General features: G+C 71.2%; 32 protein-coding genes and 1 tRNA gene. 11 read left to right on the top strand and 22 right to left on the bottom strand.

Annotated features, from left to right (window positions below):
• Positions 1-15: 15 nt before the first annotated feature.
• Positions 16-267 (bottom strand): GntR family transcriptional regulator, encoded by a 252-nt coding sequence (locus HT134_RS36255; RefSeq protein WP_175605147.1) that lies wholly within the window; start codon positions 265-267, stop codon positions 16-18.
• 177 nt (positions 268-444) lie between these two features.
• Between HT134_RS36255 and HT134_RS36250 the strand changes: the two genes are divergently transcribed.
• Both HT134_RS36250 and HT134_RS36245 read left to right on the top strand, forming a co-directional pair.
• Positions 445-678 carry a hypothetical protein gene (locus HT134_RS36250; RefSeq protein WP_175604984.1) on the top strand — a complete coding sequence of 78 codons (234 nt, stop codon included), beginning with the start codon at positions 445-447 and terminating at the stop codon, positions 676-678.
• Positions 675-1286, top strand: coding sequence for a hypothetical protein (locus tag HT134_RS36245; protein WP_175604983.1), 612 nt, complete (start codon positions 675-677; stop codon positions 1284-1286). The genes HT134_RS36250 and HT134_RS36245 overlap by 4 nt, the downstream gene beginning before the upstream one ends.
• Before the next feature lie 175 nt (positions 1287-1461).
• Here the strand turns inward: HT134_RS36245 and HT134_RS36240 are convergent, their stop codons facing one another.
• The 16 genes from HT134_RS36240 to HT134_RS36165 form a co-directional block, all read right to left on the bottom strand.
• The gene (locus HT134_RS36240; protein ID WP_175604982.1) at positions 1462-1746 is read right to left on the bottom strand and encodes a hypothetical protein; all 285 of its coding nucleotides are present in this window, start codon (positions 1744-1746) and stop codon (positions 1462-1464) included.
• Between the two features lie 11 nt (positions 1747-1757).
• Positions 1758-2177, bottom strand: a complete 420-nt coding sequence (locus HT134_RS36235; RefSeq protein ID WP_175604981.1) for a hypothetical protein — start codon at positions 2175-2177, stop codon at positions 1758-1760.
• 20 nt (positions 2178-2197) lie between these two features.
• On the bottom strand, positions 2198-2344 hold the full coding sequence (locus tag HT134_RS36230; RefSeq protein ID WP_175604980.1) for a hypothetical protein: 147 nt from the start codon (positions 2342-2344) through the stop codon (positions 2198-2200).
• Positions 2344-2652, bottom strand: coding sequence for a hypothetical protein (locus tag HT134_RS36225; RefSeq protein ID WP_175604979.1), 309 nt, complete (start codon positions 2650-2652; stop codon positions 2344-2346). The genes HT134_RS36230 and HT134_RS36225 overlap by 1 nt, the downstream gene beginning before the upstream one ends.
• A gap of 27 nt (positions 2653-2679) precedes the next feature.
• On the bottom strand, positions 2680-4146 hold the full coding sequence (locus HT134_RS36220) for a transfer protein (protein ID WP_175604978.1): 1467 nt from the start codon (positions 4144-4146) through the stop codon (positions 2680-2682).
• Positions 4143-5006: a hypothetical protein gene (locus HT134_RS36215; RefSeq protein ID WP_175604977.1), complete on the bottom strand. Its 864-nt coding sequence runs from the start codon at positions 5004-5006 to the stop codon at positions 4143-4145. The genes HT134_RS36220 and HT134_RS36215 overlap by 4 nt, the downstream gene beginning before the upstream one ends.
• 12 nt (positions 5007-5018) lie before the next feature.
• Positions 5019-5453 (bottom strand): hypothetical protein, encoded by a 435-nt coding sequence (locus HT134_RS36210; protein WP_175604976.1) that lies wholly within the window; start codon positions 5451-5453, stop codon positions 5019-5021.
• A gap of 12 nt (positions 5454-5465) precedes the next feature.
• Complete coding sequence (locus HT134_RS36205; RefSeq protein WP_175604975.1) at positions 5466-7298, bottom strand: hypothetical protein; 1833 nt, start codon at positions 7296-7298, stop codon at positions 5466-5468.
• A gap of 143 nt (positions 7299-7441) precedes the next feature.
• The gene (locus tag HT134_RS36200) at positions 7442-7654 is read right to left on the bottom strand and encodes a hypothetical protein (protein ID WP_175604974.1); all 213 of its coding nucleotides are present in this window, start codon (positions 7652-7654) and stop codon (positions 7442-7444) included.
• Positions 7655-7662: 8 nt separating this feature from the next.
• Positions 7663-8172 (bottom strand): GIY-YIG nuclease family protein, encoded by a 510-nt coding sequence (locus tag HT134_RS36195; protein WP_376768143.1) that lies wholly within the window; start codon positions 8170-8172, stop codon positions 7663-7665.
• A 36-nt stretch (positions 8173-8208) separates the two neighbouring features.
• Positions 8209-8673, bottom strand: a complete 465-nt coding sequence (locus HT134_RS36190; protein ID WP_175604972.1) for a hypothetical protein — start codon at positions 8671-8673, stop codon at positions 8209-8211.
• Positions 8674-8874: 201 nt separating this feature from the next.
• Positions 8875-9924, bottom strand: coding sequence for a hypothetical protein (locus HT134_RS36185; protein ID WP_175604971.1), 1050 nt, complete (start codon positions 9922-9924; stop codon positions 8875-8877).
• A 69-nt stretch (positions 9925-9993) separates the two neighbouring features.
• Positions 9994-10509, bottom strand: coding sequence for a hypothetical protein (locus HT134_RS36180; protein WP_175604970.1), 516 nt, complete (start codon positions 10507-10509; stop codon positions 9994-9996).
• A 100-nt stretch (positions 10510-10609) separates the two neighbouring features.
• Positions 10610-10801: a hypothetical protein gene (locus HT134_RS36175; protein WP_175604969.1), complete on the bottom strand. Its 192-nt coding sequence runs from the start codon at positions 10799-10801 to the stop codon at positions 10610-10612.
• Positions 10798-11103 carry a hypothetical protein gene (locus HT134_RS36170; protein WP_175604968.1) on the bottom strand — a complete coding sequence of 102 codons (306 nt, stop codon included), beginning with the start codon at positions 11101-11103 and terminating at the stop codon, positions 10798-10800. Before HT134_RS36170 ends, HT134_RS36175 begins: the two co-directional genes overlap by 4 nt.
• Before the next feature lie 107 nt (positions 11104-11210).
• On the bottom strand, positions 11211-11459 hold the full coding sequence (locus HT134_RS36165) for a helix-turn-helix domain-containing protein (RefSeq protein WP_312888702.1): 249 nt from the start codon (positions 11457-11459) through the stop codon (positions 11211-11213).
• 216 nt (positions 11460-11675) lie between these two features.
• On the opposite strand from HT134_RS36165, the gene HT134_RS36160 reads away from it, so the two are divergent.
• From HT134_RS36160 to HT134_RS36140, 5 genes are all read left to right on the top strand, one after another.
• On the top strand, positions 11676-12194 hold the full coding sequence (locus HT134_RS36160; protein ID WP_312888701.1) for a GntR family transcriptional regulator: 519 nt from the start codon (positions 11676-11678) through the stop codon (positions 12192-12194).
• Between the two features lie 23 nt (positions 12195-12217).
• Positions 12218-12928, top strand: a complete 711-nt coding sequence (locus HT134_RS36155) for a GntR family transcriptional regulator (protein WP_175604966.1) — start codon at positions 12218-12220, stop codon at positions 12926-12928.
• 333 nt (positions 12929-13261) lie between these two features.
• Entirely contained in the window at positions 13262-13663 is a 402-nt protein-coding gene (locus HT134_RS36150) for a hypothetical protein (RefSeq protein ID WP_175604965.1), read from the top strand.
• Positions 13660-14457, top strand: coding sequence for a flagellar biosynthesis protein FlhF (locus HT134_RS36145; protein ID WP_175604964.1), 798 nt, complete (start codon positions 13660-13662; stop codon positions 14455-14457). The genes HT134_RS36150 and HT134_RS36145 overlap by 4 nt, the downstream gene beginning before the upstream one ends.
• A gap of 21 nt (positions 14458-14478) precedes the next feature.
• The gene (locus tag HT134_RS36140) at positions 14479-15615 is read left to right on the top strand and encodes a tyrosine-type recombinase/integrase (protein ID WP_175604963.1); all 1137 of its coding nucleotides are present in this window, start codon (positions 14479-14481) and stop codon (positions 15613-15615) included.
• Positions 15616-15693: 78 nt separating this feature from the next.
• Here HT134_RS36140 and HT134_RS36135 read toward each other — a convergent pair.
• Positions 15694-15765: transfer RNA gene (locus tag HT134_RS36135), tRNA-Val, on the bottom strand.
• A gap of 442 nt (positions 15766-16207) precedes the next feature.
• On the opposite strand from HT134_RS36135, the gene HT134_RS36130 reads away from it, so the two are divergent.
• The gene (locus HT134_RS36130) at positions 16208-16624 is read left to right on the top strand and encodes an SsgA family sporulation/cell division regulator (RefSeq protein ID WP_175594684.1); all 417 of its coding nucleotides are present in this window, start codon (positions 16208-16210) and stop codon (positions 16622-16624) included.
• A gap of 31 nt (positions 16625-16655) precedes the next feature.
• Here HT134_RS36130 and HT134_RS36125 read toward each other — a convergent pair whose 3' ends face one another.
• The gene (locus HT134_RS36125; RefSeq protein WP_217708783.1) at positions 16656-17267 is read right to left on the bottom strand and encodes a DUF305 domain-containing protein; all 612 of its coding nucleotides are present in this window, start codon (positions 17265-17267) and stop codon (positions 16656-16658) included.
• A 217-nt stretch (positions 17268-17484) separates the two neighbouring features.
• Between HT134_RS36125 and HT134_RS36120 the strand changes: the two genes are divergently transcribed.
• A complete protein-coding gene (locus HT134_RS36120) occupies positions 17485-18711 on the top strand; it encodes an LVIVD repeat-containing protein (protein WP_217708782.1) in 1227 nt (408 codons plus the stop codon).
• Positions 18712-18777: 66 nt separating this feature from the next.
• Here the strand turns inward: HT134_RS36120 and HT134_RS36115 are convergent, their stop codons facing one another.
• The 3 genes from HT134_RS36115 to HT134_RS46350 are packed head-to-tail and all read right to left on the bottom strand — an operon-like array spanning position 18778 to position 21721.
• Positions 18778-19608, bottom strand: coding sequence for an aminotransferase class IV (locus HT134_RS36115; RefSeq protein ID WP_217708781.1), 831 nt, complete (start codon positions 19606-19608; stop codon positions 18778-18780).
• Positions 19608-20618, bottom strand: a complete 1011-nt coding sequence (locus HT134_RS36110) for a chorismate-binding protein (RefSeq protein ID WP_175604960.1) — start codon at positions 20616-20618, stop codon at positions 19608-19610. Before HT134_RS36110 ends, HT134_RS36115 begins: the two co-directional genes overlap by 1 nt.
• Positions 20585-21721, bottom strand: a complete 1137-nt coding sequence (locus HT134_RS46350) for a LysR family transcriptional regulator (protein ID WP_246366194.1) — start codon at positions 21719-21721, stop codon at positions 20585-20587. The genes HT134_RS36110 and HT134_RS46350 overlap by 34 nt, the downstream gene beginning before the upstream one ends.
• 57 nt (positions 21722-21778) lie before the next feature.
• Here HT134_RS46350 and HT134_RS36095 point away from each other — a divergent pair, with 57 nt between their 5' ends.
• Positions 21779-23035, top strand: coding sequence for a Rid family hydrolase (locus tag HT134_RS36095; RefSeq protein WP_175604959.1), 1257 nt, complete (start codon positions 21779-21781; stop codon positions 23033-23035).
• 58 nt (positions 23036-23093) lie between these two features.
• Positions 23094-24671, top strand: coding sequence for an alpha/beta fold hydrolase (locus tag HT134_RS36090; protein ID WP_175604958.1), 1578 nt, complete (start codon positions 23094-23096; stop codon positions 24669-24671).
• Positions 24672-24674: the final 3 nt, after the last annotated feature.

The raw sequence follows: 24674 nt of genomic DNA, 5'->3' as shown, positions 1-24674 counted from the left end.
CGCCAGCCAGGACGGCTACTCGTCCGCCGGCTCCGGCTTCGGAGCGGCCACGAACGTGCCCAAGCCGCGCACCGCGTAAGCGACGCCCTCCTCCCGCAGCCGGATCAGCACCTTGCGGGCCGTGCCACGGGCGACACCGAACTCCTGCACCAGCTGGTGCTCGCTCGGCAGCGGCGAGTCCACCGGGTAGGTGCCGTCGGCGATCCTCGCCTTGAGGATCTCCGCGATCTGCACCCAGCGCGGGGCGTTCAACCGCCATTCGATCATCACGGTTTCACGCTAGGCACCCCTACTGACCTGCGGATACCCATACTTCCTCATGTCTCACCATGGTGAAGTATGGTGAACAGGCGTAGCATGACGGCCACCTAGCCACACATAAAAGTGGGCCCGACCGGCGCGGACACGCCAGCGGGCCCAGACGCACGGTGGAGGTGCGCCCCTATGGCCGAGTCTACGAGCGGCCACGCCGAGAACAACCCCCCGGCGCCGCTCCCCCAGATCCCCGAATGCGACGTAAGCCTGGACGAGACCGGGCTCTACCGGCTGACCCACCGGCGCACCCGGGAGACCGCCACCGCATCCACCCCAGAGCAGGCCGACCTGCAGGGCGCCATCCTCCGCGCGCACGCCGCCCTCACCCGCAAGCTGCCGTTCACGACCGGCGACCTGCGATGACCGCGACCAAGCTGCGCGTCCCCTATATCACTGCCTACTCGGGGGAAGAAGTCGAGGGGAAGCTGGTCCTTCGCTGGCATCCAGAGGCTGCGGGGCTACGCCTCGCCTACGTCGACGAGGTCGCCCTGGATCGCATGTTCGGCGTGCTGTGGGCGCGCCAGGGCATTTCCCGGGGCGGCGCCCCGCAGTGGAAGCTCGTCAACAGCCTGCGGCAGCGGCGCGCCATGTTGCGCAACCTGTGCCAGGTGTGCGGGCGGCCGGCCACTGACCCGATCTCAGGGCGGGTGTGGTGGGTGCTCGCCGATGACCCCACCGACACCAGCGACGGCGCCGGCTACACGAACGCCCCGCCCACCTGCCGTTCCTGCATCCCCGAGGCGATCGCCTCCTGTCCCCGCCTACGCCGATCAGCAGCGGTCTACACCGTCGGCGGCAGCGAGCCGTACGGCGTCCTCGCCGCCGTCGTCCAGGAGTCGACCAGCAACGGCGAGATCGTACTGAAGAAGAACGTCCCCATCCCGCTCGATGCTTTCCAGCGGCTGGAGTTGGCGATGGCGACGCAGCTGCTCGTCGTCGTGCGTGATCTGCGGCGGGAGGCGATCCCATAGTCAGCCTGGCTCCCGCGGAGGCCGGGTGCGCGAACCGCGACCACGTGGGAGCCGGGCGTCAGAGCTGGTCGGCCCTGTCCGGTCGCGGAGGGGGCACCGGGCAGGGCCGCCCTTTCCCCGCGCATGAGTGAGCCCCGACCGTAGGTGACGGCCGGGGCTCTCGTATGTGGCGGTTCTACAGCCCGTAGGCGGCGAGCTCCCGCCGCACCGCCCACCGGCAGAGCGTCCAGGACGCGGCCCGACGGATCTCCTGGGCGCGCTCCGACGTCATGTGGCCGTAGTACATCCATTCGTCGAACTCGTTGCTGGCCGCCGGCCACATGTCGCCGGCTTTCACGCATACCTGCTGCAGGTGGTCGAGGATGAACGCCGCCCCGGGGTCGAGGCAGGGGCGTGTGCTCAGCCCCAGGGTCCGCCGGAGCGTCTTTCGCGCTCGCCAGAAGGTGTAGCTGATGCTCATGGTCGGTGTCCTCACAGGCTGGTGGTGGTGGGCCCTTCGGCCCAGAGTCCGAACGTGGCGTCCGCCCACAGCTTGAGCCGGGTACGGCGCGCCACCTCCTCAGGCGTCAGGTGGGCGGTGCGGTGCGGCCGGCGCAGGATCCTTGCGACGCTCTCCTCCCAGAACTGGGTCAGGAGGTAGGCGACGATGCCCTCCAGTCCGGCGGCGGTGGCGATGTCGGCCTCGTACCGGAAGTGCTCGTGCCAGTCCCGCTTGTGGCCGAGGCCGTGCGCGTCCTCGTACCAGATGCAGCCCTCGGCGATCTCGGCGGCGATCTGGTGCGGCATGTGAGCGACCTGCGCCACGGTGAGCCCGAGCTCACTGGCGAGCGCCATCATGCGGTCGACGCAGCCGGCTCCCCGTACCCGCTCAAGGTTTTGGATCAGTGACATGGGGTTTCTCCCTTGAGAGGTCAGGCGGCCGACATGGGGGCGGGGGCGTGGTGCTCGACGTCGAGGTCGGCGGCCCAGATGGTGCGCTGGCAGTGGGCGCAGCGGTAGAGGATCGGGCCCTCGTCGAGCGCGTGGTGGCAGCGCGGGCAGCGCGAGGTGAGGGTCATCACAGCCACCAGGCGAGGTCGAGGATGACGAACATGGTCGCGCCGATGCCGGCGACGAGCGCCGAGACGGTGGGGACGGTGCCGCGCCGCCACAGGGTGAGGGCGACGTGGAAGCACGCGGCAGCGACGACGAGCGGCGGCAGGAAAACCCACGGGGGCCGCCACGGCTGGGTGTCGCCGAGGAGCCAGAGCGCCCAGACGACGGCGGAGCGCTGGGTGAGCGCCCACGCGCCGAGCAGGACGGCGGCGACGGCGAGGCACATCTCGACGCGGGCGCTGTCCTGTGAGGTGGGGGAATCGATCTCCATGGTGATCTTCCTTTCGTGTTGGGTGATTCAGGCGTTCTGCAGGACGTACATGCCGTGCCCGCCGCGGGCGACGTCGCCGGCGTTGACGAGATCACGGAGGGCGTTCCGGACGGAGTTGGCCGACTTGACCTGCCGGCCACCGTCGGCGTTGACAGAGGCCAGGACGTCTTCGACACTCATCGGCGCGCCAGCGTCGGCCAAGGCGGCCATGACACGGTCGGCCAGGAGGCGCGGCCGGCGGCGGGCCCCACCTTCCGGCTCGTCGTCACCGCCAGGGCCAGCCTGCCCGCGGCCCTTCTGCGAGAGCTCCTCACGCAACTCGGCACACAGCGCCGCCATGTCAGCCTGGTCGTGGCGGGCGGCGTACGCCGCGCCGGCGGCATCCCATGAGGCTTCCTCCAGTTGGGCAGGCTCACCGGGCCCGTAAAGGGCGAGAATCTCGGGATCCAGGCCGGGCAGCGGCGCGATGGAGCCGATCCTCCAGTGCCGCATCATGCTGGTGGGGGTCGAGCTGGACAGCAGATAGGCGGTGCCCTGGGTGTCGCAGAAGTCGTCATCGTCGTCGGCCAGGTCGAACTGGCTGCGCAGCTGGACCGGCTTGAACTGCTTGGGGATCGGCGTCAACGACTGGGCGGCGGACAGCAGGCCGTCCGCGACGAGCTGGGCCATCATCGACGACGACCAGCGCAGCAGGACGATCTCGCCTTCCTTCAGCATCGCGCGCAGCGTGTCCGAGCCGCCGAGCTCCTCGAGGTGGCTGGCCTGGGCGTCCAACTCGATGCCGATGCCTACGCTGCGCCCGGTCCGGCCCAACTCCTTGATCCAATACGTCATCTCGTCCCGGTAGGGGGCGCCGCGCTCCAGCCCGCGGTTGGCCTCATCGAGCCGCACCGACATCAGCGGGTCCGGGTCGCCGATCAGGAAGGCGTTGCGGCCCAACGCCGCGTACCGGCGCTGCCGGGCCTGGGCGACGGCGACCGCCGCCCGCAGCATCAGGACGACCTCCTCCTGGCTGGTGGCGCGCCAGTCGACCTGGCCCTCGGATTCAGGGGCGCTCTGGCCGCCCTTGAGGTCGCCGTACCAACTGACGATCCGGTTCCGCTTCTCGGCGGCGAGTGTGTACTGGACCGTCCGCGACTTGCCGGCGCCGGTCGTCCCCAGGACGAACGCGCGCACCGCGGATCCGGTGCGCGGGTCGAACAGGCGCCGCCGCGCCGGGCGGCCGTTGTGATGGCGGCCGACCACGATCCGCCCGTACCGGTCCATGAGCATGTCGCTCGGCGACGGCGGCGGCATCACGGCGAGCGGGTTGAACGGGTAGATGGTGACGATCGCCTGCCGTCCGCTGGTTTCGACGACGACGCGGGCCGGATCATCGGAGACACCGAGAGCGGAGCACAGCGCTTCCTTGTCGTACTTGATGACCTGGCCGGGCGGCGCCTCCAGCATCAGCTCCACGATCTCGTCGCTGCGGGCCAGCGTGTGCGCGCTCACTGGTCACCTCCGTCAGAGGCCGCGGCGGGCCGGCCGCTGCGCACGCTGATCAGCACGGTCCCTGGCATGGCCAGCGGGGCGATCCTGGAGGCCCACACCGAAGCTGGGTCGCGGGCATCCTCCTGCTGGCCGACCTTCAGCAGCCGCACGGACGCGCCGCGGCCGGGCACCGGCCCGATCGCGATCAGATCCTCGGGGATGTCCATGGCCGCCGACAGGTCCTTGACGTCGATGTTCGGGACCGGGCGGCCCGGGGTGGCCGAGCGGATCACGGCCTTGAGCGACCTCTCGCCGGTCCGCTCGATGCCCTCCAGCAGCGTGCCGGGCGCGGCACCGCCCTTGACGGCCACGTGCTCGGCCCACCAGCGCGCGGCCGGATGGTCGTCGACCAGCTCGTCGGCCGGGTCCTGGGCGGTCGCCGGGGCGGGCGGCGGCGTGGGGGACATCATGCGGCGGGCGACGCGGGCCGGCCGCACCAGCCCGACCCCCAGCGTCCACACGGCCAGAGCGAGCGCCTCCACCCAGTGGATGCCGGGCACGATCCGCTCGCCGACCAGCAGTGCGGCGAGGCTGGCCCCGGGCGCCAGGTACAGCACGGTCGCGACCGTCTTCTGCTGGCCGTCGGGCTTCCACAACCGCAGCGTGGCCAGCCCGACGCCGGACAGGGCGGCGGTCGCCAGTAGGGACGCCCCGGCGAAGTCGCCGGTGAACAGCCCGACCGCCGCGGCGGTGAAGCCGGCCGCGGTGGCCAGGCGGCCCGTGCCGCTGCGTGCGGCGTCGAGGCGGCGGAGCGCCCGGCTGAGGTCGTGCCACTCGGGCAGCGACATGTCCACCTTGGGCAGCGGCGGCGGCGTGTTCACGGTCGTCTCCCTTCAGCGGTTGCTGTAGAACTCGGCTTCGGCCATCGGCACCGACATGCTGCGGGCCTTGTCGGCGACGGTCCCGTAGTCGGCCTGGTGGGCGTCGGACGCCTGGCCGAACATGGTCGCCAGGTCCTCGGTGTCCGCGGCCATCGCGTCGGCTTCATCGAGCACGCTGCGCATGACGGCGGCGGCCTCGTGGTGCTCGCTGACGGTGTCGACGTCCACCTTCAGCGACGCCATCTGCTGGGCCAGCCGGTCCACGCCGGACGAGCAGCCTTCGATGTAGCGGTAGGTGTCCCGCACCTGCTCGCTCAGGCCGCGCAGCCGGATCCCGGCCACCGTGAGCTGGGCGATGATGATGCCGTAGCGCACCACCGTCTCCAGCACGCCGCCGCTGGCCGCCACCGCGGCGCCCGTGTGGCTTCTCTCCAGCTCTGCACCCATGACAGGGCCTCCCTACTCGTCGTGGTATTCGCGCTCGGCGGGCCTGGCGTGGCCTGCGTCGCGGACCGCGTCAGCCAGCGGCTTGTGCCGCGCCGCGGCGTTGCTGCCAGCAGTCGCGATCGCCTCGGCCGCCCGGGGCAGGCTCTCGGCGATGGCGTTCGCGCGGGCCTTGACGGTGAAGGTCTTGTCCATGAGCCGCACCATCCAGCCCGCCAGGACACCCGGCACCTTCAACTCGATGACCTTGGCGTGGACGGCTTCCAGCTTGGTGATGAGCCGTTCGCAACCGTCGGCGGTCGCGCGGGCCTCGGCGACGCCGTCGGTGATCTCCTCGGCCATGTCGGCGTCGGCTTCGATCACGTCGTAGATCGTCAACTCGGCGTCGCCGTACTGGGTCGTGCGGGGCGGCGGCGTGGACATGCTTCGGGCTCCCTGCTCGTACGGGGCTGACTGCGGCGTCGAGCTGGCGTGGCCGGCGGGCAGCGCACGCCACCCCGCCGCGGGCGCCCCGGCGACGGCCCTGGCCGGCTTGTCGGACTGGTCACGGCCGGAGGGCTCGTCGACGCGCTCCATCCGCTCGAAGCGGTAGGCCCGGTCGGCACCGGGCGGGGGTCTCATCCCCTCCCAGCCGGGAGGCGGCGGAGGCGGGGACCTCCACGAGCCGGCGGCGTCCTGGTAGTCGCTCGCGGGCTTCGCGCCCGTGGTGGCCTTGCCGCCGGGCCGTCCGGCTGTCCACCGCTTCGGCCCCGCGCTCCTCTTACCGCCCTTGCGCGCCTTCCAGGTCAGCTTCTGCCCTTCGGGGCGGCGGGATCCGCCCGGCGTCTTGGCGGCCGGCTCGTCCTTGCCGGCGCCGCCCTTCGGCTTCTTCGCCGGCTTGCCGCTGCTCTCAGGGCGTCCGCCGGTCCAGCGCTTCGGCCCGCCGTCGTCCTTGGCGTCCTTGCGCTTGGGCGCCTTCCACGTCAACGGGCGCGGGCCCGGGGGGCTGGGGCGCTTCGCGTCGGGCGCGCCCTTGTCGGAGGTCTTCTTAGCGGCGTCCGGGGAGGGCTGCTTCGGCGACTTGCCCTTCCCCTCGGGGGCTCGGGCGTCCGGGCGCGCCGGCGCGCTGCCGTCCTTGTCGGGACGGCGCTTGCGCTGCTTCGCCTTGTCCTGATCCCGCACCGTCTTGCCGCCAGGCCCGGCCTTGGGCGCCTTGCCGGGGCCGCTCTTGCCGTCGCCTGGCCTCCGCGCGCCTTCAAGGCCGCCTTTCGGCGCCTTGCGCGGCTTCCGCTCGCCGTCATGGCCCGTGTGCCCGCCAGCGCCCCGTCCGCCGCCACGCGGCCCGTGAGGCTTCCTGTGGGCGCCCTCCTGGTGCGAGCGCGTCAGCAACCCGGACCGCTTCCCCTCCGCGCGCGTACCGGCTCCGGCAGCGGCAGCCTTCGCGGTCGCCTTGTCCGCAGCGGCGCGGGCCTGATCGGCGAGCGCCGACCGGTGCCGAGCCCGATGCCACATGCCCTGCGCGGCGGCCACACCCATGGCCGTCATCAGCGCGACGGCGAGCTGGAGAGTGTCCCGCGGCGTCGGGTTGTCCGGGTCCTCCGGCTGCGGCGGGGCGAACGCGCCCTCCTCCTCGTCGTCGGCGGCGGTAGGCGTAGGGAGGGCGGGCATCATCAGGGCTAGCGGAGGAGCCATCTGGCCGACCCGCGGCAAGCTCGGCCACGTCCCGGCCGGCCGGGCCTCCGGTTCGCTGGGGGCGCCCTCAGCCAGGAAGGCGGGGAACTGCGGGGTGGGCTCCGGGGGCAGCGGCGGAGGCGGAACGGACCCGTCCGGCCGGGACCGGAAGCTCACGACATTGTCGTCGTCGCTCACGATGCCCGCTCCTCTCAAGTGTTGACGGAAAGTGACTGAATGACGTACTCTCGCGCGCTCGCGCGCGCAGGCGCTCGCGCGCTCGCATTACACGCGCGAGGCCAGTTCACGGATGAAGATGAACATGGCACCCCCGCGCACGGTTACTGCCTGTAGCGCTGGCAGTAGTTGGTGAGCGTCAGCGCAAGGTCGTGCCACGCCCCCTCGTCACCGTCCGCGGCGCGCTCGCGGGCGATCCTTCGCGCCTCGTCCCACCACAGCTCGGCCACTCCCTGAACCCCGCGGCCAGCTGCCAGCTCCCGGCGCTGCTCGGCGTGCCGACGCTGGTTGTAGGCACGTCGCTCAGCGTTGGTCATCGGCTGCTTCACGGCATCTCCTCACCAGGTCGGCTGATGGGTGCTTGCGGAGGGGCGTCGAACGACGGAGGTAGTACGACCGGCGGAATCTCGAAGAACTCGCTCGCCTCGTCCTCGGCCTTCGACACAGCCGGACGAGCCGGGTGGCGCGGCAGGCTGTTCGCGACCAAGCTGTCCACGAACCAGCGTGGCGCTGGCGACATGGGAGGCAGCAGGCTGGAGACGGCTTCCGGGAGCTTCCAAAAGCCCAGGAGCGCGGCGGTCGCGGCCACGAGCGCCACCGGGTCCTCGTCCCCGAAGTCGAACCATTCGCCGTGCTTCCAGTAGCTGCGGAAGCATGCGTGGAGAACCCGCTCCATATCCCGCCCACCTGGGGTTTTCCACAGCATCCGTAAGGCGACTGGGGAGCCGACCTGCAGCTCCTCCAGCCGCTTGTCCGGGTTGAAGCTGACTCCGATCTTCACAGGTCGCGCTTCGTCTGAGCCGATGAGGTAGAGCCACCTCTGACGCTTGGCCACTGACGTCCTCGCTTCTGCAGAGCGGTCGGTGCGATGTCACGCCGATTCCCGGCGGATCATGTCGAGAAAGCTGCCGTCCTGCGAGGTAGCCGGCGCGCGCGCCTCAGCCGGTCTCCGCTGGGCGACCCGGCCGGCGTCCGTCCCGCGCGCGAGGGCCGGCGCCTGCTTGGCCTGCGCGGCGGCCTGACGTGCGGCGGGGATCTCGTGGCGGTGCTTCCGGTAGCGAGCCTCCAGCCGGTGCGTGAGCTTCATCGCCTTCTCCAGGTGCTCCTGGATCTCGGCGAGCGGCGCAGTCACCCGCCCGTGCCGCCACCACGCTTCGAAGGAGCCGTACTCCGGCGGTGGGTTCTCCGCCCACATCGCCTCGGCGTCCCGTCGGATCCGGGACACATAGTCGGCATACTCCGCCAGGTGGTGCCGTAGCTGGCTGGCGAAGGCGGCCACCATCTCGGGGCGGTCCAGCATTTCCCCGGACCATCCCTCGTCTCTGGTTGTCGTCATCGCTGGGAACTCCTTCGGGAAGTGAACGGGAACAGAGGCAGGGAACTCCGGCGGGAACTCGGTGTCCGCGGAGAGGGAACAAGCGAGGGAACACCGCGGCGTGCTGCGCGGAACTGGGGCGGGAACTCCGGAGGGAACTGGAGCTTCTGCGCGGAGGGAACTGGAGCGCCCGCGCGGTGGAAGGGCGCGCTGGTGTGACCGCTACGGGACCGCACGGAGACGCACCTCCTCGCTTCCGGTTTCGCCCTGGCCGTTTCCGCGGCCGGGGGCCATGTCGGCGATCAGGTTGCGGGCGTACTTCGTGGTGCAGTCGAGCATCGCGGCGAGTTCCTTGACCTCGATGTCGGGGTTGGTGCGGAGGATGCTCGCGGCCCGCGCTCGCTTGTTGACCTGCTGGCCGGCGCCCTTCCCGGACGCGGACTCGATCTCTTTCGGGCGCCGCTTACCGGCGGTGCTGTTCTTGGTCAGCTCCAGTCGGACGCGGGCCTCGGTGGCGATCTCGGCGTCCCGGACCCTGTCCTCGGTTTCGGCCGCGGCTTCCTTCCGAATCTGGGCTACAGCGTGCTCCCAGCGGTCGGCCAGCTCTCCTCGGATCGCCTGCTCTCGCTCGTCCAGTTCCTCGCTGTGCCGCTCCGCGAGTTCCCTTCGGAGCGCAGCGAGTTCCGCGCTGTGGTTCTCCTCGAGTTCCCTCTGGAGTTCCCCGAGTTCCGTCTTCTTCGCCCGCTCCAGTTCCGCCCGCAGTTCCTCCTCGCGGGCGGCCTGTTCCGCTGTGAAATTCCGCCGCAGTTCCGCGTTCAGGACCGGCTCGAGTTCCTTCCGGAGTTCCTCCAACTGGAGAGCCCGGTTGTAGGAGTAGCCGACCCCGGACAGCGCCAGGAGGGCCATGACGGTGGACAGGTCGAGCACGATCGGGAAGAGGACGGCCAGGAAGTGGTTGCCGCCGACGAAGGGCAGCACCACTTCCTGTTGGGCGTTCACGCTGAGCGCCATGCCGCCGACGAAGACCAAGCCGACGCCGCCCTTCAGCAGGTTTGAGGCGTAGGGGTCGGTGAGCAGGTGGGCAAGGAAGGCGGCGGCGATGACGGGTGCGATGCCGATCAGGAAGCCCGCCACCGTCGCCTTGAGGTCGCCTTCGGCGGCTTTGCTGAGGGCGTGCATGACGCTCAAGGTCAAGGAGATGGCCCCGCAGAACACGAGCAGGCCCCAGAGCGGCCATCGCGTGTGGTTGTCGGTGTCGTGCTGGGCGGTCACGGGTGATCTCCTCAAGGTGCTGATGTTGATGTGTGGCGGTGGTTCAGGCGGTCGCTGACGCGAGGGCGATTACGCCGACCCCTCGCTCTCGGGCCGGTCGCGCTGGCTACGGCGGAGCCCGAACTGCCACCAGCGGGGCTGCGGCGTGAGGGCGTCCTGGACGCCGAGCAGGTTCGCGTCGAGCGTCTGGCTGGACTCGCGGATGGCGTCGGCGATGTTGTCGAGCGAGTCGCTGGCGGTCTTCTCGATCGAGGCGGTGATGCCGGAGAGGGCGTCCTCCAGGCGGGCGTTGGACCGGTCGTGGGCGCCGGCCAGGTACCGCACCGCGGTCGCGATCTCGGCGAGCTCCGTGCGGCAGGCGGCGACCTGGCGGACGGCCTCGCGCAGCTCGGCGAGCTCGCTGGTGATGGCCAGCAGCGTGTGCGCGGTCGCGGCCTGGGCCGCGTACATCGCGGTCGCGGCGTCCCGCTCGTGCAGGGTCCGGTGGTTGTCGTGGATGTAACCCTCGTAGAAGTGGCGCCCGTCGGCCGCGTAGGCCAGCAGCGCCATGGCCTGCTCGGCCGGCGTCGCGGTGGTGGTGCTCATCGGGTGGGCTCCTGCTCGTCGGTGTCGGGTGGCGGGTTCATGGCGGCGATGGCGACCTGCCAGGCGTTGAGCGTGGCGAGCGCCTCGGCGAGGCGGCTGTTCACCTGTCGCGGCTACGGCGCAGGCGGGGGTTGCGGGAGAGCACCTCGGCGCGGTTCCTCTCGGCGGCCGACCCCTCGCGGTCGCCTCGCAGCAGCGCGACGAAGGATCGGGCCCAGGTGCCTGCCACGAGTTCGAGTCCTTCGTCGGTGTAGGCGGGCGGGATGTCGTCGCCGTCAGCCCACCCGCTCATCGGGTGACCGTCCCGGCCCGGGCGGCGGCGACCGCGGCGAGGAGGGCGAGGCCGATCGTCTCGGCGTCGTCGAGGGAGAGCGGTTCGTCGGCGCTGCGGTACAGCTCGATGGCGATGCCGTAGCCGGGGTGGTGGTTGATGCCGACGTACGGCCGAGCACCGTGGTGGGGCTGGCCGGGGATCGGCCGGTCGGCGGCGTAGCAAGCCGACTCGCCGTGATCGTGGCGGACGCACCAGGGCGTCGCCACCGGGCAGGGGCGGCGCTGCTGCGGGACCAGGGCCGGGGCGAGGGTCTGTGGCATGATGGTTGCGTTCCTTCCGGCTCGTACGGGCGGGGGGACACGGCGGGCGGCCCGGGTCTTGGCAGATGCGGGGCCGCCTGCGGCATGTCTGGGGTAGGTCGGCGGCATCAGACCGCCACCTCGGCGAGGGTCTCAGCGCGATACACCGCGGCGTACTCCTCCACCACGACGCTCTGGCCCGACTCGGCAATGTCCAGCAGCCGGACGATGAAGGCGCGGGGGACCTTGTAGGTGCGGCGGAACCTGATGCTCGGGATCTCTCCGGCCTTGACCGCTCGATCCACGGTCATGCGGGAGACGTTGAGCATGGCCGCGGCCTGCTTGAGGGTCAGCAGGGCGTGGGGCTCCTTCTGCACAGAATTCACCTCCAGAACTCATGTCGCCCGTCGCTCCGGTGGCTCCTCGGGCACTAAGCGAACTGTATTGCTTCTCCGGAGAAGCCACAAACATTTCGAGGTAACAAACGCCTTGCCTTGATCGGGGAACCGTGTCGCTTCTCCAGTAAGGTGGAGCATTAAGAAGCCGGACATCGATCACAAAACAGGCAGGTCATGGCAGATGCGAAACGGTGGGTGAGCGTTTCCGCCCCATACGTCCGACCGCAAGCAGGTGAACCCGACGCCTGGGCTCAGGAAGCCGCACAGCACGGCCAGGCCGGTACCCAACTCCTCCGCGAAGTCGCCGAGATCGAGCCGCCCGCCCACATCGCCGCCGCACTCGGTATCCAGCCCGGCGAAACCGTGATCGTCCGCCGCCGAACCATGCTGCTCGACGGCCAGCCGGTCGAACTGACCGACTCCTACTACCCGGCGGACATCGCCCGGGGCACCCGCCTCGCCGAGCCGCGAAAGGTTCCAGGCGGAGCCGTCAGGCTGCTTACCGAACTCGGTCACACGCCCGGCCACGCGGACGAGGACGTGTCCGCCCGAGAGCCGACCGACAGGGAACGCCAGATGCTGCACCTACCGGCCGGCGAATGGGTGCTGGTGCTGTTCCGAGTCCTGAAATCCGATGCCGGCCGGCCGATCGAGGCCAGCATGATGACCATGCTCGCGCGGGGCAGACACCTGCGCTACGCCCTGTCCCTGTGACCAGAGAGGACCGACCGGTGGCTATGTCGGATGACCGGCCGAAGCACATCCAGATCGCGGCGGACCTCCGCGCGCAGATCATGGCCGGGACGCTCGCGCCCGGCGAGGCGATCCCTTCTACCCGTGCGCTGCAGCAACGGTACGGAGCGTCCGGCACGGCGATCGCGAACGCGGTCGGCATCCTGAAGGCGGAGGGATGGGTGCTGGGGCAGCAGGGCAAGGCCGTGACAGTGCGAGACGCGCAGATGGTGGTGGTGTCGGAGTCCGCCTACTTCGAGCCGTCGCCTGGCGGGTATTCGTACAAGCTCCTCGGCGTTGAAGAAGGCGAGCCGCCGAAGGATGTTGCGCGTGCCCTCAGCTTGGAGTCTGGGGAGGGGGCCGTGCTGCGCCAGCGCCTCACACTGCGCGCTGGCGTTCCCGTTGAGGTCTGCTGGTCGTACTACCCGCTGAGCATTGCTGCCGGCACTCCGCTGATCAACCGCACCAAGATTCGCGGTGGCGCGCCGGCGGTCCTCGCACAGGCGGGATTTCCCGAGCGGAGGCTGGTCGACCGCGTGTCGTCTCGGATGCCGACTCCTGAGGAGGTCGAGCACCTCGACATCCCCGACGGCGTGTCGGTGCTGAGGCAGTTCCGCGTCATCTACTCGGACAGCGGCCGGCCTGTCGAGGTGAGCATCATCGTCAAGCCGGGCCATCTCTATGAGCTGGAGTATGAGCGAACCATCGAGCAGTGATCCGGCAGCGAAGCCCCCGCATCTGCGGCGGACCTGCCGGCAGCCCTCGCGGTCATCTGTCGTACGACAGGTGACCGCGCACACCGACGCCCACCTGTGTTTTGACCGGCCGTAAACACCGCCTCACACATGGTCTTCGCAGGTAGTGAGGTTGTGCGCGCTAACAACCGAAACTCCTGGTATAGAGCGTGCTTTAAGCTGCATAAAGCTGCAACGTCACGTTCCTGCAACGGTCCTGTCCGTAAGTTGCCGATCGCGGTTTGTGAGCGTCAAATGCCCTATTGAGGCGCAATCCGAAACCGCGTGCGTGGGGCCGCAGCATACCGCCGGGGGGTGGGAAAGATCGCCAACAAAGAAGTGGGCGAAAGCCCGAGACATGCCAAAACAGCCCTGCGGGAGGGCACCACAGACGTACGACAGCTGACCGACGCCCAGCTAGTCGACCCACGGTTCATGCGCACCGTCGTCACCCGCATGGCCGACCAGATCGACACGCTCCAACTCCTCGTCGGCCAACTGTTCGAACAGCTCGACACCGAACGCGCCGGCCACGCGCCGCCCGAAATCCGGCACGCCCTCGCCCGGAAAGGCCGGCGCGTCCACTTCATCACCGAGTGGGTCGACGGCCGCGAGATCACCGTCGGCATCCGGCCGACCGGCCGCGACGACCCGGCCGACGCCGACAGACGGTGGCAGCTGCTGCGCGAACAGTACAGCGGGGGTCGAGACCAGTGAGCGGGTTACCCGACTGGGAGCTCCGGGAGGAGCACGACCCACCGTTCGACGTCGTCGCCCACTGGGAAAACGACCGGCTGATCATCACCGTCGCCACGACGCTCCAGGGCATCGAACGGCAGGACGCGATCGACGCCCTACTGGCCCGCTACCGCCGCCGCGACTGGCGCGGGGTCTTCCCCATCCCGCTGCTGGCCGGCGCCTGGGAGTGGGCGCGTGAGCACGAGCGCGCCGCCTCGGCTGCCGCCGGCACCGCGGCCACCGCGATCGTCGGCACGATCGCCCTCGCCATCACCGGCGTCCTGGACAGCGACGAGCGCAGGCCGTACGCGGCCCCGCCGCCGACGACCATCGTCATGACCGTGGACGGCACCCGCGCCGACCTCCCTTCCACGACCCGGCCGTCGACGGCGCGCCCGTCGCGGCGGCCCACCGCTCCCCCGGCCGTGGCCGAGCCCCGGAGGCTCGCCGCCACACCGGCCACCGCGGGCCCGAGCCAGCGAGGCGCGACGGAGGTGACCCGGCCGGCCCGCCGTACACCGGCGCCGAGCTCGCGGCCCACCAGGAGGCGACCGGAGCCGTCAGCCGCCGTGCGAGAGCCGCGACGGGAACGGGAGACGGTCGTCGCGGTGACGGCCCCGCCACGGCGCACCGAGCGGCCTACAGTGGACGCGCGCCCAGCAGCCACGACAGCGCCCGCACCCCAGCCCGGGCCGACCGCCGCAGCGGGGTGCGGCGGCATCATCCACGCCCGCGTGGATCCGCTGCTGGACGTGTGCGTCCGCCTCCGATAAGCACCCCCTGGAGCGTTCCCCATGCCCTACATCCGCCGCCTCCCGAGCGGCCTCTACCAGGCGACCGTGCGCATGCCCAACGGCAAGCGGGTCACCGAGACGAACCGGCTCAAGTCCGTCGTCGAGAAGTGGGCCAAGCAGCAGGAAGCCAAGTTCGCGGCCGGCGACGTCCGCGACCCGAACGCAGGCAAGATCAAGGTCGCTGACTGGTATGCCCGCTGGACGAAGGCCCGGCTTGTCGAAGGCCCGACGAAGGCCAAGAATGCCTCCCTGTGGGCGACCCACTGCCAGCCCAAGTGGGGCGACTGGCCCATGCAGGCGGTCCAGCGGGTCGACGCCCAGGCGTGGGTGGGCGAACTGATCGAAACCCGGCGTGTCCGGCACAAAGGCCGCACGGTCAGCCCGTTCGCCGACCCGGACGAGATCCCCACGCTGGCCGCGTCGACCATCCACGACATCGTGTATCTGATGGGATCCATGTATCGGGCCGCGATGAAGGAGAACCCTCCGGTCGTCATGGTGAACCCGTTCGGCGACCTCGACCTGCCGCGCCGCAACGCCAAGTCGGTCGAGTTCTACGAGCGGGAGGAGGCCCAGGCGCTGTACGCCGCTGTGGAGGAGCTACACGGCCCCGGGTGGCGGACCCTGGTCGAGCTCGGCATGGACGTGGGGCTGCGGCCTGGTGAGCTGTACGGGCTGCACGCGCACCGGGTGGACTGGATGCGTGGTCTGCTGGCGGTGGTGGAGGTGCAGACCCGGGAGGGGCTGCGCGCGTATCCCAAGAGCATGAAGAGCAACCGGGTGGTGCCGGTGCCGGCGCTCACGCTGGCGGGGATGAGCCGGCTCATGCAGGGCCGGGGGCGCATGGAGAGGGTGTTCACCGCGCCGGGCGGCGGGCTGATCGACGACGGCAACTTCCGCGACCGGATCTGGTACCCGAGCATCGAGGTGGCGGGGATCCGCCGCTTCCCGCCGAGGATCATGCGGCACACCGCGGCGAGCTGGTTGGTTCAGGACGGCGTGCCCCTTTACGACGTACAGTCGCTACTGGGACACGAGAGCTTCACCACTACCCAGCGTTACGCGCATCTGGCTCCGGACGCCCACGAGAAGGTCGTCCAGTCGTGGCGGCGGCGTGCGTCAGGCGACGCACGTTAGCGATCATGACGCACGTACGACGCACGATCATGCAAGAGGCCCTTCCCGGTCTTCCCGGAAAGGGCCTCTGACGTGCGGTGGGCGATACTGGGATCGAACCAGTGACCTCTTCGGTGTGAACGAAGCGCTCTCCCGCTGAGCTAATCGCCCTGATGTGCGGCCCCTTGCGGCTGCCGACGGGAAAACCATACCGCACCCCGGGACCTCCTGGCGAAGCGGCGGCGCGCCGGGAGGCGGTCAGGGGCGGGGATTCGAGGGAAAGGGGGTGGTTGCCCGTCGCCGGAGCGGGTCGGTGGCATACCATCGACGTGTTCCGGTAGGAGCCGATCGTGATCTTTTCTCCGGAAACGTTCATGAAGGGTTCCACCGCAGCCGGCTGGGGAGCGCGCAAAGCCCTCGCAAATACCAGCCGACTGATGACGTTTGGCCAGATAGATGCCCGAATGTCCAGCTGTGAGGTGCGTTACAGAAGGCCCTGGGAGCGGAATCTTTCCTACAGGTTTCTTCGTTCCGCGTCATAGCTCAGGACGAAGTCCGTCAGAGCAGTGAAAGCCCCGAAGAGGGGACCTACGACAAAAAGGTTTGGCTGACGATGAACAGCACCACCGTCTCCGCCGAGCTTGGCCTCCGGCTTGTGGTCCCCGACCGAACCACCGTCCCCCTGCTCGCCGGCCTCAGCTACACCGCCGACGACCCCTACGCGATCCGTATGGCCTTCCACGTGGGGAACGACGAACCGGTCGAGTGGATCTTCGCCAGGGAGCTGCTGACCGTCGGCATCGTGCGCCGCGTCGGCGACGGGGACGTGCAGGTGTGGCCGGCCCGCTCCGACGGCGAGCGCACGCTGCACATCAGCCTGACCTCCCCCTTCGGCCAGGCGCTGTTCGAGGTGCCGTTGACGCCGCTCACCGAGTTCCTGCACCGCACGTACGAGAAGGTGCCCGCGGGGCGCGAGACCGACTTCATGGACCTCGACGCCGAGCTGACCAACATGCTCTGGCCGTCCTGAACCCCCTCGGCAGCACCCTCGGCCCGGCCCGCTAGGCGCCGGGCAGCGACTCCAGCGTCCGCCTCATGCGGGCGATCTCCACGCTCTGGCCCGCGTACACGTCCCGCGCCATGCGCCGCATGCCCACGTCCCGCCCGGCGGAGAGCTGCTCGCGGGCCATCCGCAGCGCGCCCTCGTGGTGCCTGATCATCAGGCGCAGGAACAGGCGGTCGAAGGCGGCGGAGCGGGCGGCGCGCAGGGCGTTCATCTCCTCCAGCGAGGCCATCCCGTAGCCCTCCGGGCCGTGCTCGTGCCCGGCCGGGACGGAGCGGCCGAGGCCGGCGAGCCAGCGGGTCATCACGGTGATCTCGGGCTGCTGGGCCGCGGCGATCTGCGCGGCGAAGCCCCGCACGGTCGCGTTCCCCGTGCGCTCGGCCACCAGGGCGGTCATCTCCAGGGCCTGGCGATGGTGCGGGATCATGCCCTCGGCGAAGCGGACGTCCGCCGCGCCGGGCTCCCGGTCGGCCTGGCCGACCCGCTCCCCCGGCGTGGCCGTACGGGCGGGAGCTCCCGGTTCGCCTGGGACGATCACCGGGGCGCCGGTGCCCACGGCCGAGGGGCCGGCCGCCCGCTCGGCACACGCCCCCACCGCCAATATCGCCATAATTGCGACAAGAGGCGGTACGGACCGCGATCGTACTGACATAGCTTCCATACTGGGACACAAGACGAGGGGTACGTGCGTGATCTCTGCCAGGGTTCGGGGGGCGGTGTTGTGCGCGGTCGCCCTGCTCGTGTCCGCGTGCGGGTCGGGATCGGACCCCGGCGGGCCCACGCCGCGCTCAGCGGGCACCTCACAGGGGTCGGGCGACGACGCCGTGATGACCAGCTCCAACGTCAAGCTGGTGGCCAACGTCCCGCGCGCGGCGCCGCTGAACAACGAGATGGACTGGAACACCGACCTGGCCTTCCAGGGAGACTACGCGTTCGTCGGCAACTTCGGCGGGTTCTCCGTCTACGACATCAGCGACCCGGCCAGGCCGCGGACGGTCAGCCAGGTGGCCTGCCCGGCCCAGCAGAACGACGTCTCCGTCTACGGCGACCTGCTGATCCTGTCGGTGGACGAGCCCCGCAGCGACGCGGGCTGCGGCTCCGACGAGGACACGCGCGCCTGGGAGGGTCTGCGCATCTTCGACATCAGCGACAAGACCCATCCGACGTACGTCTCGTCCGTGGCGACCGAGTGCGGGTCGCACACGCACACCATGGTGCCGCAGGGCGAGACGCTCTACGTGTACGTCTCCTCCCCGGGCGGTGAGGCGGACTCGGCGACCTGCACGCCGGAGCACCAGGTCATCCAGGTCGTGGAGATCCCGGTCAAGGACCCCCGCTCCGCGCGGGTCGTCGCCAGGCCGAACATCTTCCCCGAGCGCCAGAAGGGCAGCGGCGGCTGCCACGACATCACCGCGTACCCGGAGAAGAAGCTCGCCGCCGCGGCCTGCTTCGGCGACGGGGTGCTGCTCGACATCTCCGACCCCGTGAACCCGAGGGTGCTGCAGCAGATCCGCGACGAGACCAACTTCCAGATCTGGCACTCGGCGACGTTCAACAACGACGCCACCAAGGTGGTCTTCAGCGACGAGCTGGGCGGCGGCAGCGCGCCCACCTGCGACCGCAACACCCCGCAGACCAAGGGCGCCAACGCGATCTACGACATCGTCGACGGCCGGCTGGAGCGGCGCGGCTACTTCAAGATGCCCCGCGAGCAGCAGCGGGAGGAGAACTGCGTCGCCCACAACGGCTCGCTCGTGCCGGTGCCCGGCAAGGACGTCATGGTGCAGGCGTGGTACCAGGGCGGGGTGTCGATCTGGGACTTCACCGACTCCTCGGCGCCGAGGGAGATCGGCTTCTTCGAGCGCGGGCCGTACCCGGACGGCGGCGACGACCCGGTGGCCGGCTCCTGGTCGGCTTACTACTACAACGGCTACATCTACTCCAGCGACATCCGCGAGGGGCTCGACGTGATCTCCATCGACGACCCGCTGACGAACCCCGCCAAGAAGGTCAAGATGGACGACTTCAACGTGCAGACGCAGAAGTCGTACTGAGTCAGGCTTCGGGGGCGTCGCCCCGCGCCCGGGCGGCCGGTCAGGCGGGCCGCCCGGGGCCGGACGTCACGGGTCGAGGTCGCCCGCCGAGCGCTCGGCGAAGACCCGCATGGCCTTGGCCGTGATGGGGCCGGGGGCGATCGGCAGCTCGGTGTCGTCGACCAGCCTGATCGGCTGGATGTCGCGCGTGGTGGAGGTCAGGAACGCCTCCTCGGCCTCGTACACGGCCGACAGCGGCACGTCGGCCTCCTCGCCGCCGCACCATTCGAGCACCAGCGCCCGCGTGACGCCCGCCAGGCAGCCGGACGCGAGGGTGGGGGTCAGCAGCCGGCCGTCGCGGACGACGAAGATGTTGGAGCCGGTGCCCTCGCACAGGTCGCCGGCGAGGTTGCCGAAGATCGCCTCGCCGCCCCCGCGGGCCTTGGCGTAGGCCAGGGCCTTGGCGTTGTCGCCGTAGGAGGTGCTCTTGACCCCGGCCAGCGCGCCGCGCTCGTTGCGCGGCCAGGGCACGACGGTCACGTTGGCGGTGACCGGGAACGGCTTCTGCTCGTCGACGATCACCACGGCGGTGGTGCCCTGGTCGCCGCGGTCGGAGCCGAGCGGGCCCGGGCCGCTGGTGTAGGTGATGCGGATGCGGCCCAGCGCCCAGTCGGGGGCGGCGGCCAGGCACTTCGCGACGCCGTCGGCGATGGCCTCGACGTCGGGCTCGGGCAGGTCCATGCGCTGCGCGGAGAGCCTGAGCCGGTCGAGGTGCCGGGTGAGCGCGAACGCGCGGCCGTGGACGATCTTCACGGTCTCGAACACGCCGTCGCCGACCATGAGCCCGTGGTCGAACACCGAGACGGTCGCCCGCTCGGGGTCGATCAGCTCCCCGTTGACCCAGACAGGGATGTTCATCAAGTGCCTCCTGATGATGCCAGTGAGATGAGCCTGGACGCCTTCAGCTCGGTCTCGAGCCACTCACGCCGGGGATCGCTCTCCCAGGTTATGCCCGCGCCCGTGCCGAACCGGATCTCGCCCGCGGCGATCCAGAACGTGCGGATGCCGACGGCCAGCGCCGCCCTGCGTCGGTCGGCGTCGACCCAGCCCACCGCCCCACAGTACGGCCCCCGGGGCGCGGGTTCGAGCTGATTGATGATCCTCAGGGCCGACGACTTGGGGGCCCCGGTGACGGAGCCGGGCGGGAACGTGGCCGCGAACAGCTCGGCCCAGCCCGCGCCGGGCCGCAGCCGGGCGCGCACCGTGGAGACCAGGTGCACCAGGCCGGGGTGCTCCTCGACCGCGCACAGCGACGGCACCTCGACGGAGCCCACGGCGGCGACCCGGCCCAGGTCGTTGCGGACCAGGTCGACGATCATGACGTTCTCGGCGCGGTCCTTGTCGAGCAGGTCGGCGGCGGTGGCGCCGGTGCCCTTGATCGGGCGGGACTCGACGACGTCGCCGTCGCGCGACAGGTAGAGCTCCGGCGAGGCGGACACGACGGTCACGCCCGGCACGTCGATCACCGCGGCGTACGGGGCCGGGTTGCCGGCGGCGAGCCGGGCGGCCAGGGCGAGCGGGTCGGCGTCGGACGGCACGGGCGCGCTCAGCACCCGGCACAGGTTGGCCTGGTAGACCTCGCCGCGCTCGATGTGGTCGCGGATCGTCCCGACGCCGCGCTCGTAGGCGGCCTGGTCGAGGGAGCTGTGCCAGCGGCCGGGCGGTGGACCGTGCCAGGGGCGGCGGGGGCGGGGCAGCGGAGCGGGACGCACCCGGTCGAAGCGGGCGCAGGTCACCTTTCCCTCGTAGTCGGCCACGACCGCCCACCAGCCGTCGCCGTCGAGGGCGGCGAGGTCGGTGGTCAGGTCGCGCAGGCCGGTGGCGAGGAGTCCGCCTACGCGGGCGAAGGCGTCGTGCACGGCTCCCATTGTCCCAGCAGCCGGAGGAACTCCAGCGCCGCGGGCAGCGGACCGGCGGGCACGACCGCGTAGACCTTGCGCGCGGGGGCGGTGCCGCGCAGCGGGCGCAGCACGATCGAGGGCGGCACGCCCCGGGCGGCCAGCTCGGGGACCAGCGTGACGCCCAGCCCGGCGGCGACGAACCCGAACTTGCCCGTCCACTCGGCCACGCGCAGGCCGCTGCGCGGGGTGAACCCGGCGGCGGCGCACGCGGCGGTCAGCAGCGTGGGCTGGCCGCGCGGGGCGGCCTCGATCCACGCCTCGCCAGCCAGGTCGCGCAGGTCGACGGCGTCCTCACGGGACAGGGGGTGCTCGCGCGGCAGGGCGACGAGCAGCCGGTCCTCCCGCAGCAGCACGGCCCGGCCCGGGCCGTCCTCAGGGTCGCCTCGCCGCGGAGCCGCCTCCCCCAGTCTCCCGTCGCGCGGTTGCCCGTCGCTCGGTTTCCCGTCTCCCCGTTTCACGTCTCCCGCGACGCGGCCTTTCCGGGCGGGATCCTCCGACGGCGTGGCGAGGTCTTCCGGAACGTGGCCTGCCGGGGCGAGGGCCTCGGGGACGAGGTCTTCCGGGGCGTACGCGCGGAGCGTGAAGCCGGCGGGCAGGCCGGCCGGGTAGTCGCTGATGACCGCGATGTCCAGCGACCCGGCCTGGAGGAGCTCGACCAGCCGGGAGGTCAGACCTTCGATCACGCGCGGCTCGACGCGCGGCCGGACGCGCGCGAAGACCCTGAGCGTGCCCGGCACCAGGTCCACGTTGGCCGTGGCGAACGCGCCCACGCGCAGCGTGCCGCCGCTCCCGCCGTGGATCGCCGCCAGCTCCTCGCCCGCGCGTTCGAGCCGGTCGAGGACGGCGACGGCGTGGCGATGCAGCGCCCGGCCCGCCGGGGTGAGCCGTACGCCCCGGGCCAGGCGTTCGAACAGCGGCCCTCCGGCGGCGCGCTCCAGCGCGGCGACCCGGCGGGAGACCGCGGACTGGGTGTAGCCGAGCAGCTCGGCCGCCGCGGTGAAGGAGCCGTTGCGGGCCACCTCGTCGAACAGCCGGAGGGTGGCGGTGTCCAAGGTATTCGCGTCAGTCATGGCTGCCATGCAATCTAGTCGCTGGTGGAATCTCTCGTCACGCGGTTCACTGATCACATGACCGCATTCAACGGAAATATCTTTGGAAAGATCACTTTTCTTGGACAGGGGCGGATGGGCGTCCCCATGGCGCGGCGCCTCGCCGACGCCGGCCACCCGGTGACGGTGTGGCGCCGGGGCACGGGCGTGACGGCCGCCGAGGCGGTGCGGGGCGCCGACCTGGTCGTCACGATGCTGCGCGACCCGGCCGCGGTCCGCGAGGTGCTGGCGGCGGCGCTGCCCGGGCTGGCTCCCGGGGCGACGGTGGTGGAGATGTCGACGATCGGCCCGGAGGCGGTGCGGGAGCTGCGGGCGCTGCTGCCGGCGTCCACCGGCCTCGTGGACGCTCCCGTGCTCGGCAGCGTCGGGCCGGCCGCGGACGGCACGCTGACCGTCCTGGCCGGAGGGCTGGACGGGCTCGACGCGCCGGTGGCGGCGAAGGTCCGGGAGGTGCTGTCGGTGTTCGGCACCGTGCGGGAGGCCGGGCCGCTGGGGGCGGCCGCCGCGCTGAAGGTCGCCGTCATGAGCGCGATCGTCCCGGCCCAGGTGCTGATCGCCGAGACGTTCGCGTACGGCACGGCGCACGGCGTGCCGCGCGAGGTGCTGGCCGACGTGCTCGCGGGCACCCCGATCGGGCCGCTGTCGGAGCGGTTGCGCGTGCCCGCGGCGGAGACCCGGTACGCCCTCGGGCTGGCGGCCAAGGACCTCAGCCTCGCGGCCTGGCCGGAGGCGACGCTGGCCACCGCGGCCCGCAGGCGGCTCCAGGAGGCCGAGGCCGCCGGGCTGGGCGGGCGCGACCTCACGGCGATCGCGCCCCACCTGGAAGGCCCCTCCACGCCGCACGCGCACTCGCCGGAGGCCGGTGACGGCGCGCGGACGGGGCGCGCGCCGAGGGCCGTGCCGCTGAACCCGCCGACCGTCCCGGCCACGAACGGCATGTACTCCCACGCCGTCCGGGCCGGCGACACGCTCTACGTGTCGGGGCAGGCCGCCCTCGACGAGGGGCACCGCGTGGTGGGCGAGGGCGACATGACCGTCCAGGCCGAGCACGTCTTCCGGAACCTGGAGCGCATCCTGGCCGACCAGGGGGCGACGTTCGAGGACGTCACGTTCATCCGGACGTACCTGACGGACATGGACCTGCGGATGGAGTACGGCGCGGTGCGGCGCAAGTACATCACCGGGACGCCGCCCGCCAGCACGACCGTCGAGGTGCCGCGGCTGTTCATGCCGGGGCTGCTGCTGGAGGTGGACGTGATCGCGGCCCTGCCGTGAGCGATCACCGGCGTCTCCTTATCCGGATCTAGCAAGATCACCGCTATCTCTGATCCGCATGACGTACCGAACATCACTGACGGCATTCGCGCTGGCGCTCGCGGGGCTGGTGGCGCATCCTTCCCCGGCGGGCGCCGGCGCGGACGCCGGCCCGAGGGCGAGCGCCACCCCCGGCCCGGGCTCCGGCGCGCCGTCCGTCCAGTGGACATCCTGCCCCGCCTACTCCGATGAGGTGATCCGGAGCCTGCGCGTGACCGAGGAGCAGATCCCGGCCTTCCGCGCCCTGATGAAGCGCCTGGAGTGCGGGACGGTCAGCGTCCCGCTGAACCATCGGGACCCCGGCGGGCGGAAGATCGACATCGCGGTGACCCGGCTGGCCGCCACGGACGAGACCCGCCGGCTCGGCGCCATCGCCGTCCTGCCAGGAGGGCCGGGCAACAGTGGATACCTGGACCCGGTCCTGCGGGTCGCGCTCAGGAACGAGCAGATGGCCAAGGCCAACGAGCGATACGACATCATCGGCTTCGACCCGCGCGGGGTGGGCTACAGCACCAAGGTCGCCTGCCCCGTCTCGCCCGTGGGCCCGCAGGAACCGGGCACGCTCACCGAGGAGGCGGCCAGGAAGATCTACGACGCCCAGGTCGCCGCCAACCAGGAGTGCGGACGCTCCGACCCCGCCTTCCTCGGACAGCTCACCACCGAGAGCGTGGCCCAGGACCTGGACCTGGTGCGGACCGCCCTGGGCGAGCGCACGCTCAACCTGCTCGGCTTCTCCTGGGGCACCTACCTGGGCATGGTGTACCGCAGCCGGTTCCCCGAGCACACCGGACGGGCCTTCCTGGACAGCGTGGCGCCGCCGTGGACCCGTCTCGACGAGCATATGAAGGACAGCGCGGAGGCGGCCGAGCGCGACTTCGGGCGCATGGCCGCCTGGCTGGCCCGCCGCGATGCGACCTACGGTCTCGGCGCCACCGCCCGGCAGGTGCGCGAGGAGGTGGCGAAGCTGGTCCGCGCGTACGACAAGAATCCCAAGATCTACACTGACGTGCGGCGGCCCGTCGACGGCTCGGCCGTCGCCGACCTGGCCAAGCGCAACTCGACCGAGTGGACGCGCGCGGGCAGGGCGCTGGCCGAACTGCGGACGGCGACGGGCACCACCGCCCCGCCCACCGTCAAGGAGCTGCTCGGCGCCCCGATGACGGGGACGCCCGTCCCCGGCGCGCCCGAGACGCTGAACATGACCATGAACCTGGCCGTCGCGTGCAACGAGGACGGCAGCCGGGTCGGTTTCGACACCGCCTGGCGTGACTACCGGCGGCTCGTGAAGCGCCATCCGGCGACCGGCCGGTCCTGGGGAGTCGGTGGCATGTGCGCCGGTTGGCCGCTGCCGGTGCAGCAGGTCGCGTTGAAGCGGGGCGGCGGGTCACTGGTCCTGGCCGGGCACCTGTACGAGTTCATGTCCGTCTACGACTGGACGCTGCAGACGCGGCGCGCCGTCGGCGGCACCGTCTACACGGTCGCCGACGACGTGCACGTGTCGACCACCCGGGTGCCCGGGTGCGCCGCCGACGTGGTCCGGTACTTCGAGACGGGCCGGATCGGCGCGGGCTGCGGGGGCGGCGCGGTCCCGAGCTGACCC

It is taken from the genome of Nonomuraea rhodomycinica (assembly GCF_013363995.1).
GTDB lineage: Bacteria > Actinomycetota > Actinomycetes > Streptosporangiales > Streptosporangiaceae > Nonomuraea > Nonomuraea rhodomycinica.
The sequence above is the reverse complement of the archived record's forward strand: the minus strand, read 5'-3'. Positions and strand labels throughout refer to the sequence as shown.

Excerpts from the sequence above, each read along its gene's own strand:
- HT134_RS36170 (WP_175604968.1), bottom strand. The coding sequence starts at position 11,103 with ATGCCACAGACCCTCGCCCCGGCCCTGGTCCCGCAGCAGCGCCGCCCC.
- HT134_RS36250 (WP_175604984.1), top strand. The coding sequence starts at position 445 with ATGGCCGAGTCTACGAGCGGCCACGCCGAGAACAACCCCCCGGCGCCG.
- HT134_RS36245 (WP_175604983.1), top strand. The coding sequence starts at position 675 with ATGACCGCGACCAAGCTGCGCGTCCCCTATATCACTGCCTACTCGGGG.
- HT134_RS36200 (WP_175604974.1), bottom strand. The coding sequence starts at position 7,654 with ATGACCAACGCTGAGCGACGTGCCTACAACCAGCGTCGGCACGCCGAG.
- HT134_RS36095 (WP_175604959.1), top strand. The coding sequence starts at position 21,779 with ATGACCGCATTCAACGGAAATATCTTTGGAAAGATCACTTTTCTTGGA.
- HT134_RS36125 (WP_217708783.1), bottom strand. The coding sequence starts at position 17,267 with ATGGCGATATTGGCGGTGGGGGCGTGTGCCGAGCGGGCGGCCGGCCCC.
- HT134_RS36120 (WP_217708782.1), top strand. The coding sequence starts at position 17,485 with ATGACCAGCTCCAACGTCAAGCTGGTGGCCAACGTCCCGCGCGCGGCG.
- HT134_RS36175 (WP_175604969.1), bottom strand. The coding sequence starts at position 10,801 with ATGAGCGGGTGGGCTGACGGCGACGACATCCCGCCCGCCTACACCGAC.
- HT134_RS36240 (WP_175604982.1), bottom strand. The coding sequence starts at position 1,746 with ATGAGCATCAGCTACACCTTCTGGCGAGCGCGAAAGACGCTCCGGCGG.
- HT134_RS36255 (WP_175605147.1), bottom strand. The coding sequence starts at position 267 with ATGATCGAATGGCGGTTGAACGCCCCGCGCTGGGTGCAGATCGCGGAG.
- HT134_RS36130 (WP_175594684.1), top strand. The coding sequence starts at position 16,208 with ATGAACAGCACCACCGTCTCCGCCGAGCTTGGCCTCCGGCTTGTGGTC.
- HT134_RS36090 (WP_175604958.1), top strand. The coding sequence starts at position 23,094 with ATGACGTACCGAACATCACTGACGGCATTCGCGCTGGCGCTCGCGGGG.
- HT134_RS36210 (WP_175604976.1), bottom strand. The coding sequence starts at position 5,453 with ATGGGTGCAGAGCTGGAGAGAAGCCACACGGGCGCCGCGGTGGCGGCC.
- HT134_RS36235 (WP_175604981.1), bottom strand. The coding sequence starts at position 2,177 with ATGTCACTGATCCAAAACCTTGAGCGGGTACGGGGAGCCGGCTGCGTC.
- HT134_RS36180 (WP_175604970.1), bottom strand. The coding sequence starts at position 10,509 with ATGAGCACCACCACCGCGACGCCGGCCGAGCAGGCCATGGCGCTGCTG.
- HT134_RS36140 (WP_175604963.1), top strand. The coding sequence starts at position 14,479 with ATGCCCTACATCCGCCGCCTCCCGAGCGGCCTCTACCAGGCGACCGTG.
- HT134_RS36155 (WP_175604966.1), top strand. The coding sequence starts at position 12,218 with ATGTCGGATGACCGGCCGAAGCACATCCAGATCGCGGCGGACCTCCGC.
- HT134_RS46350 (WP_246366194.1), bottom strand. The coding sequence starts at position 21,721 with ATGACTGACGCGAATACCTTGGACACCGCCACCCTCCGGCTGTTCGAC.
- HT134_RS36115 (WP_217708781.1), bottom strand. The coding sequence starts at position 19,608 with ATGAACATCCCTGTCTGGGTCAACGGGGAGCTGATCGACCCCGAGCGG.
- HT134_RS36110 (WP_175604960.1), bottom strand. The coding sequence starts at position 20,618 with ATGGGAGCCGTGCACGACGCCTTCGCCCGCGTAGGCGGACTCCTCGCC.
- HT134_RS36225 (WP_175604979.1), bottom strand. The coding sequence starts at position 2,652 with ATGGAGATCGATTCCCCCACCTCACAGGACAGCGCCCGCGTCGAGATG.
- HT134_RS36230 (WP_175604980.1), bottom strand. The coding sequence starts at position 2,344 with ATGACCCTCACCTCGCGCTGCCCGCGCTGCCACCACGCGCTCGACGAG.
- HT134_RS36190 (WP_175604972.1), bottom strand. The coding sequence starts at position 8,673 with ATGACGACAACCAGAGACGAGGGATGGTCCGGGGAAATGCTGGACCGC.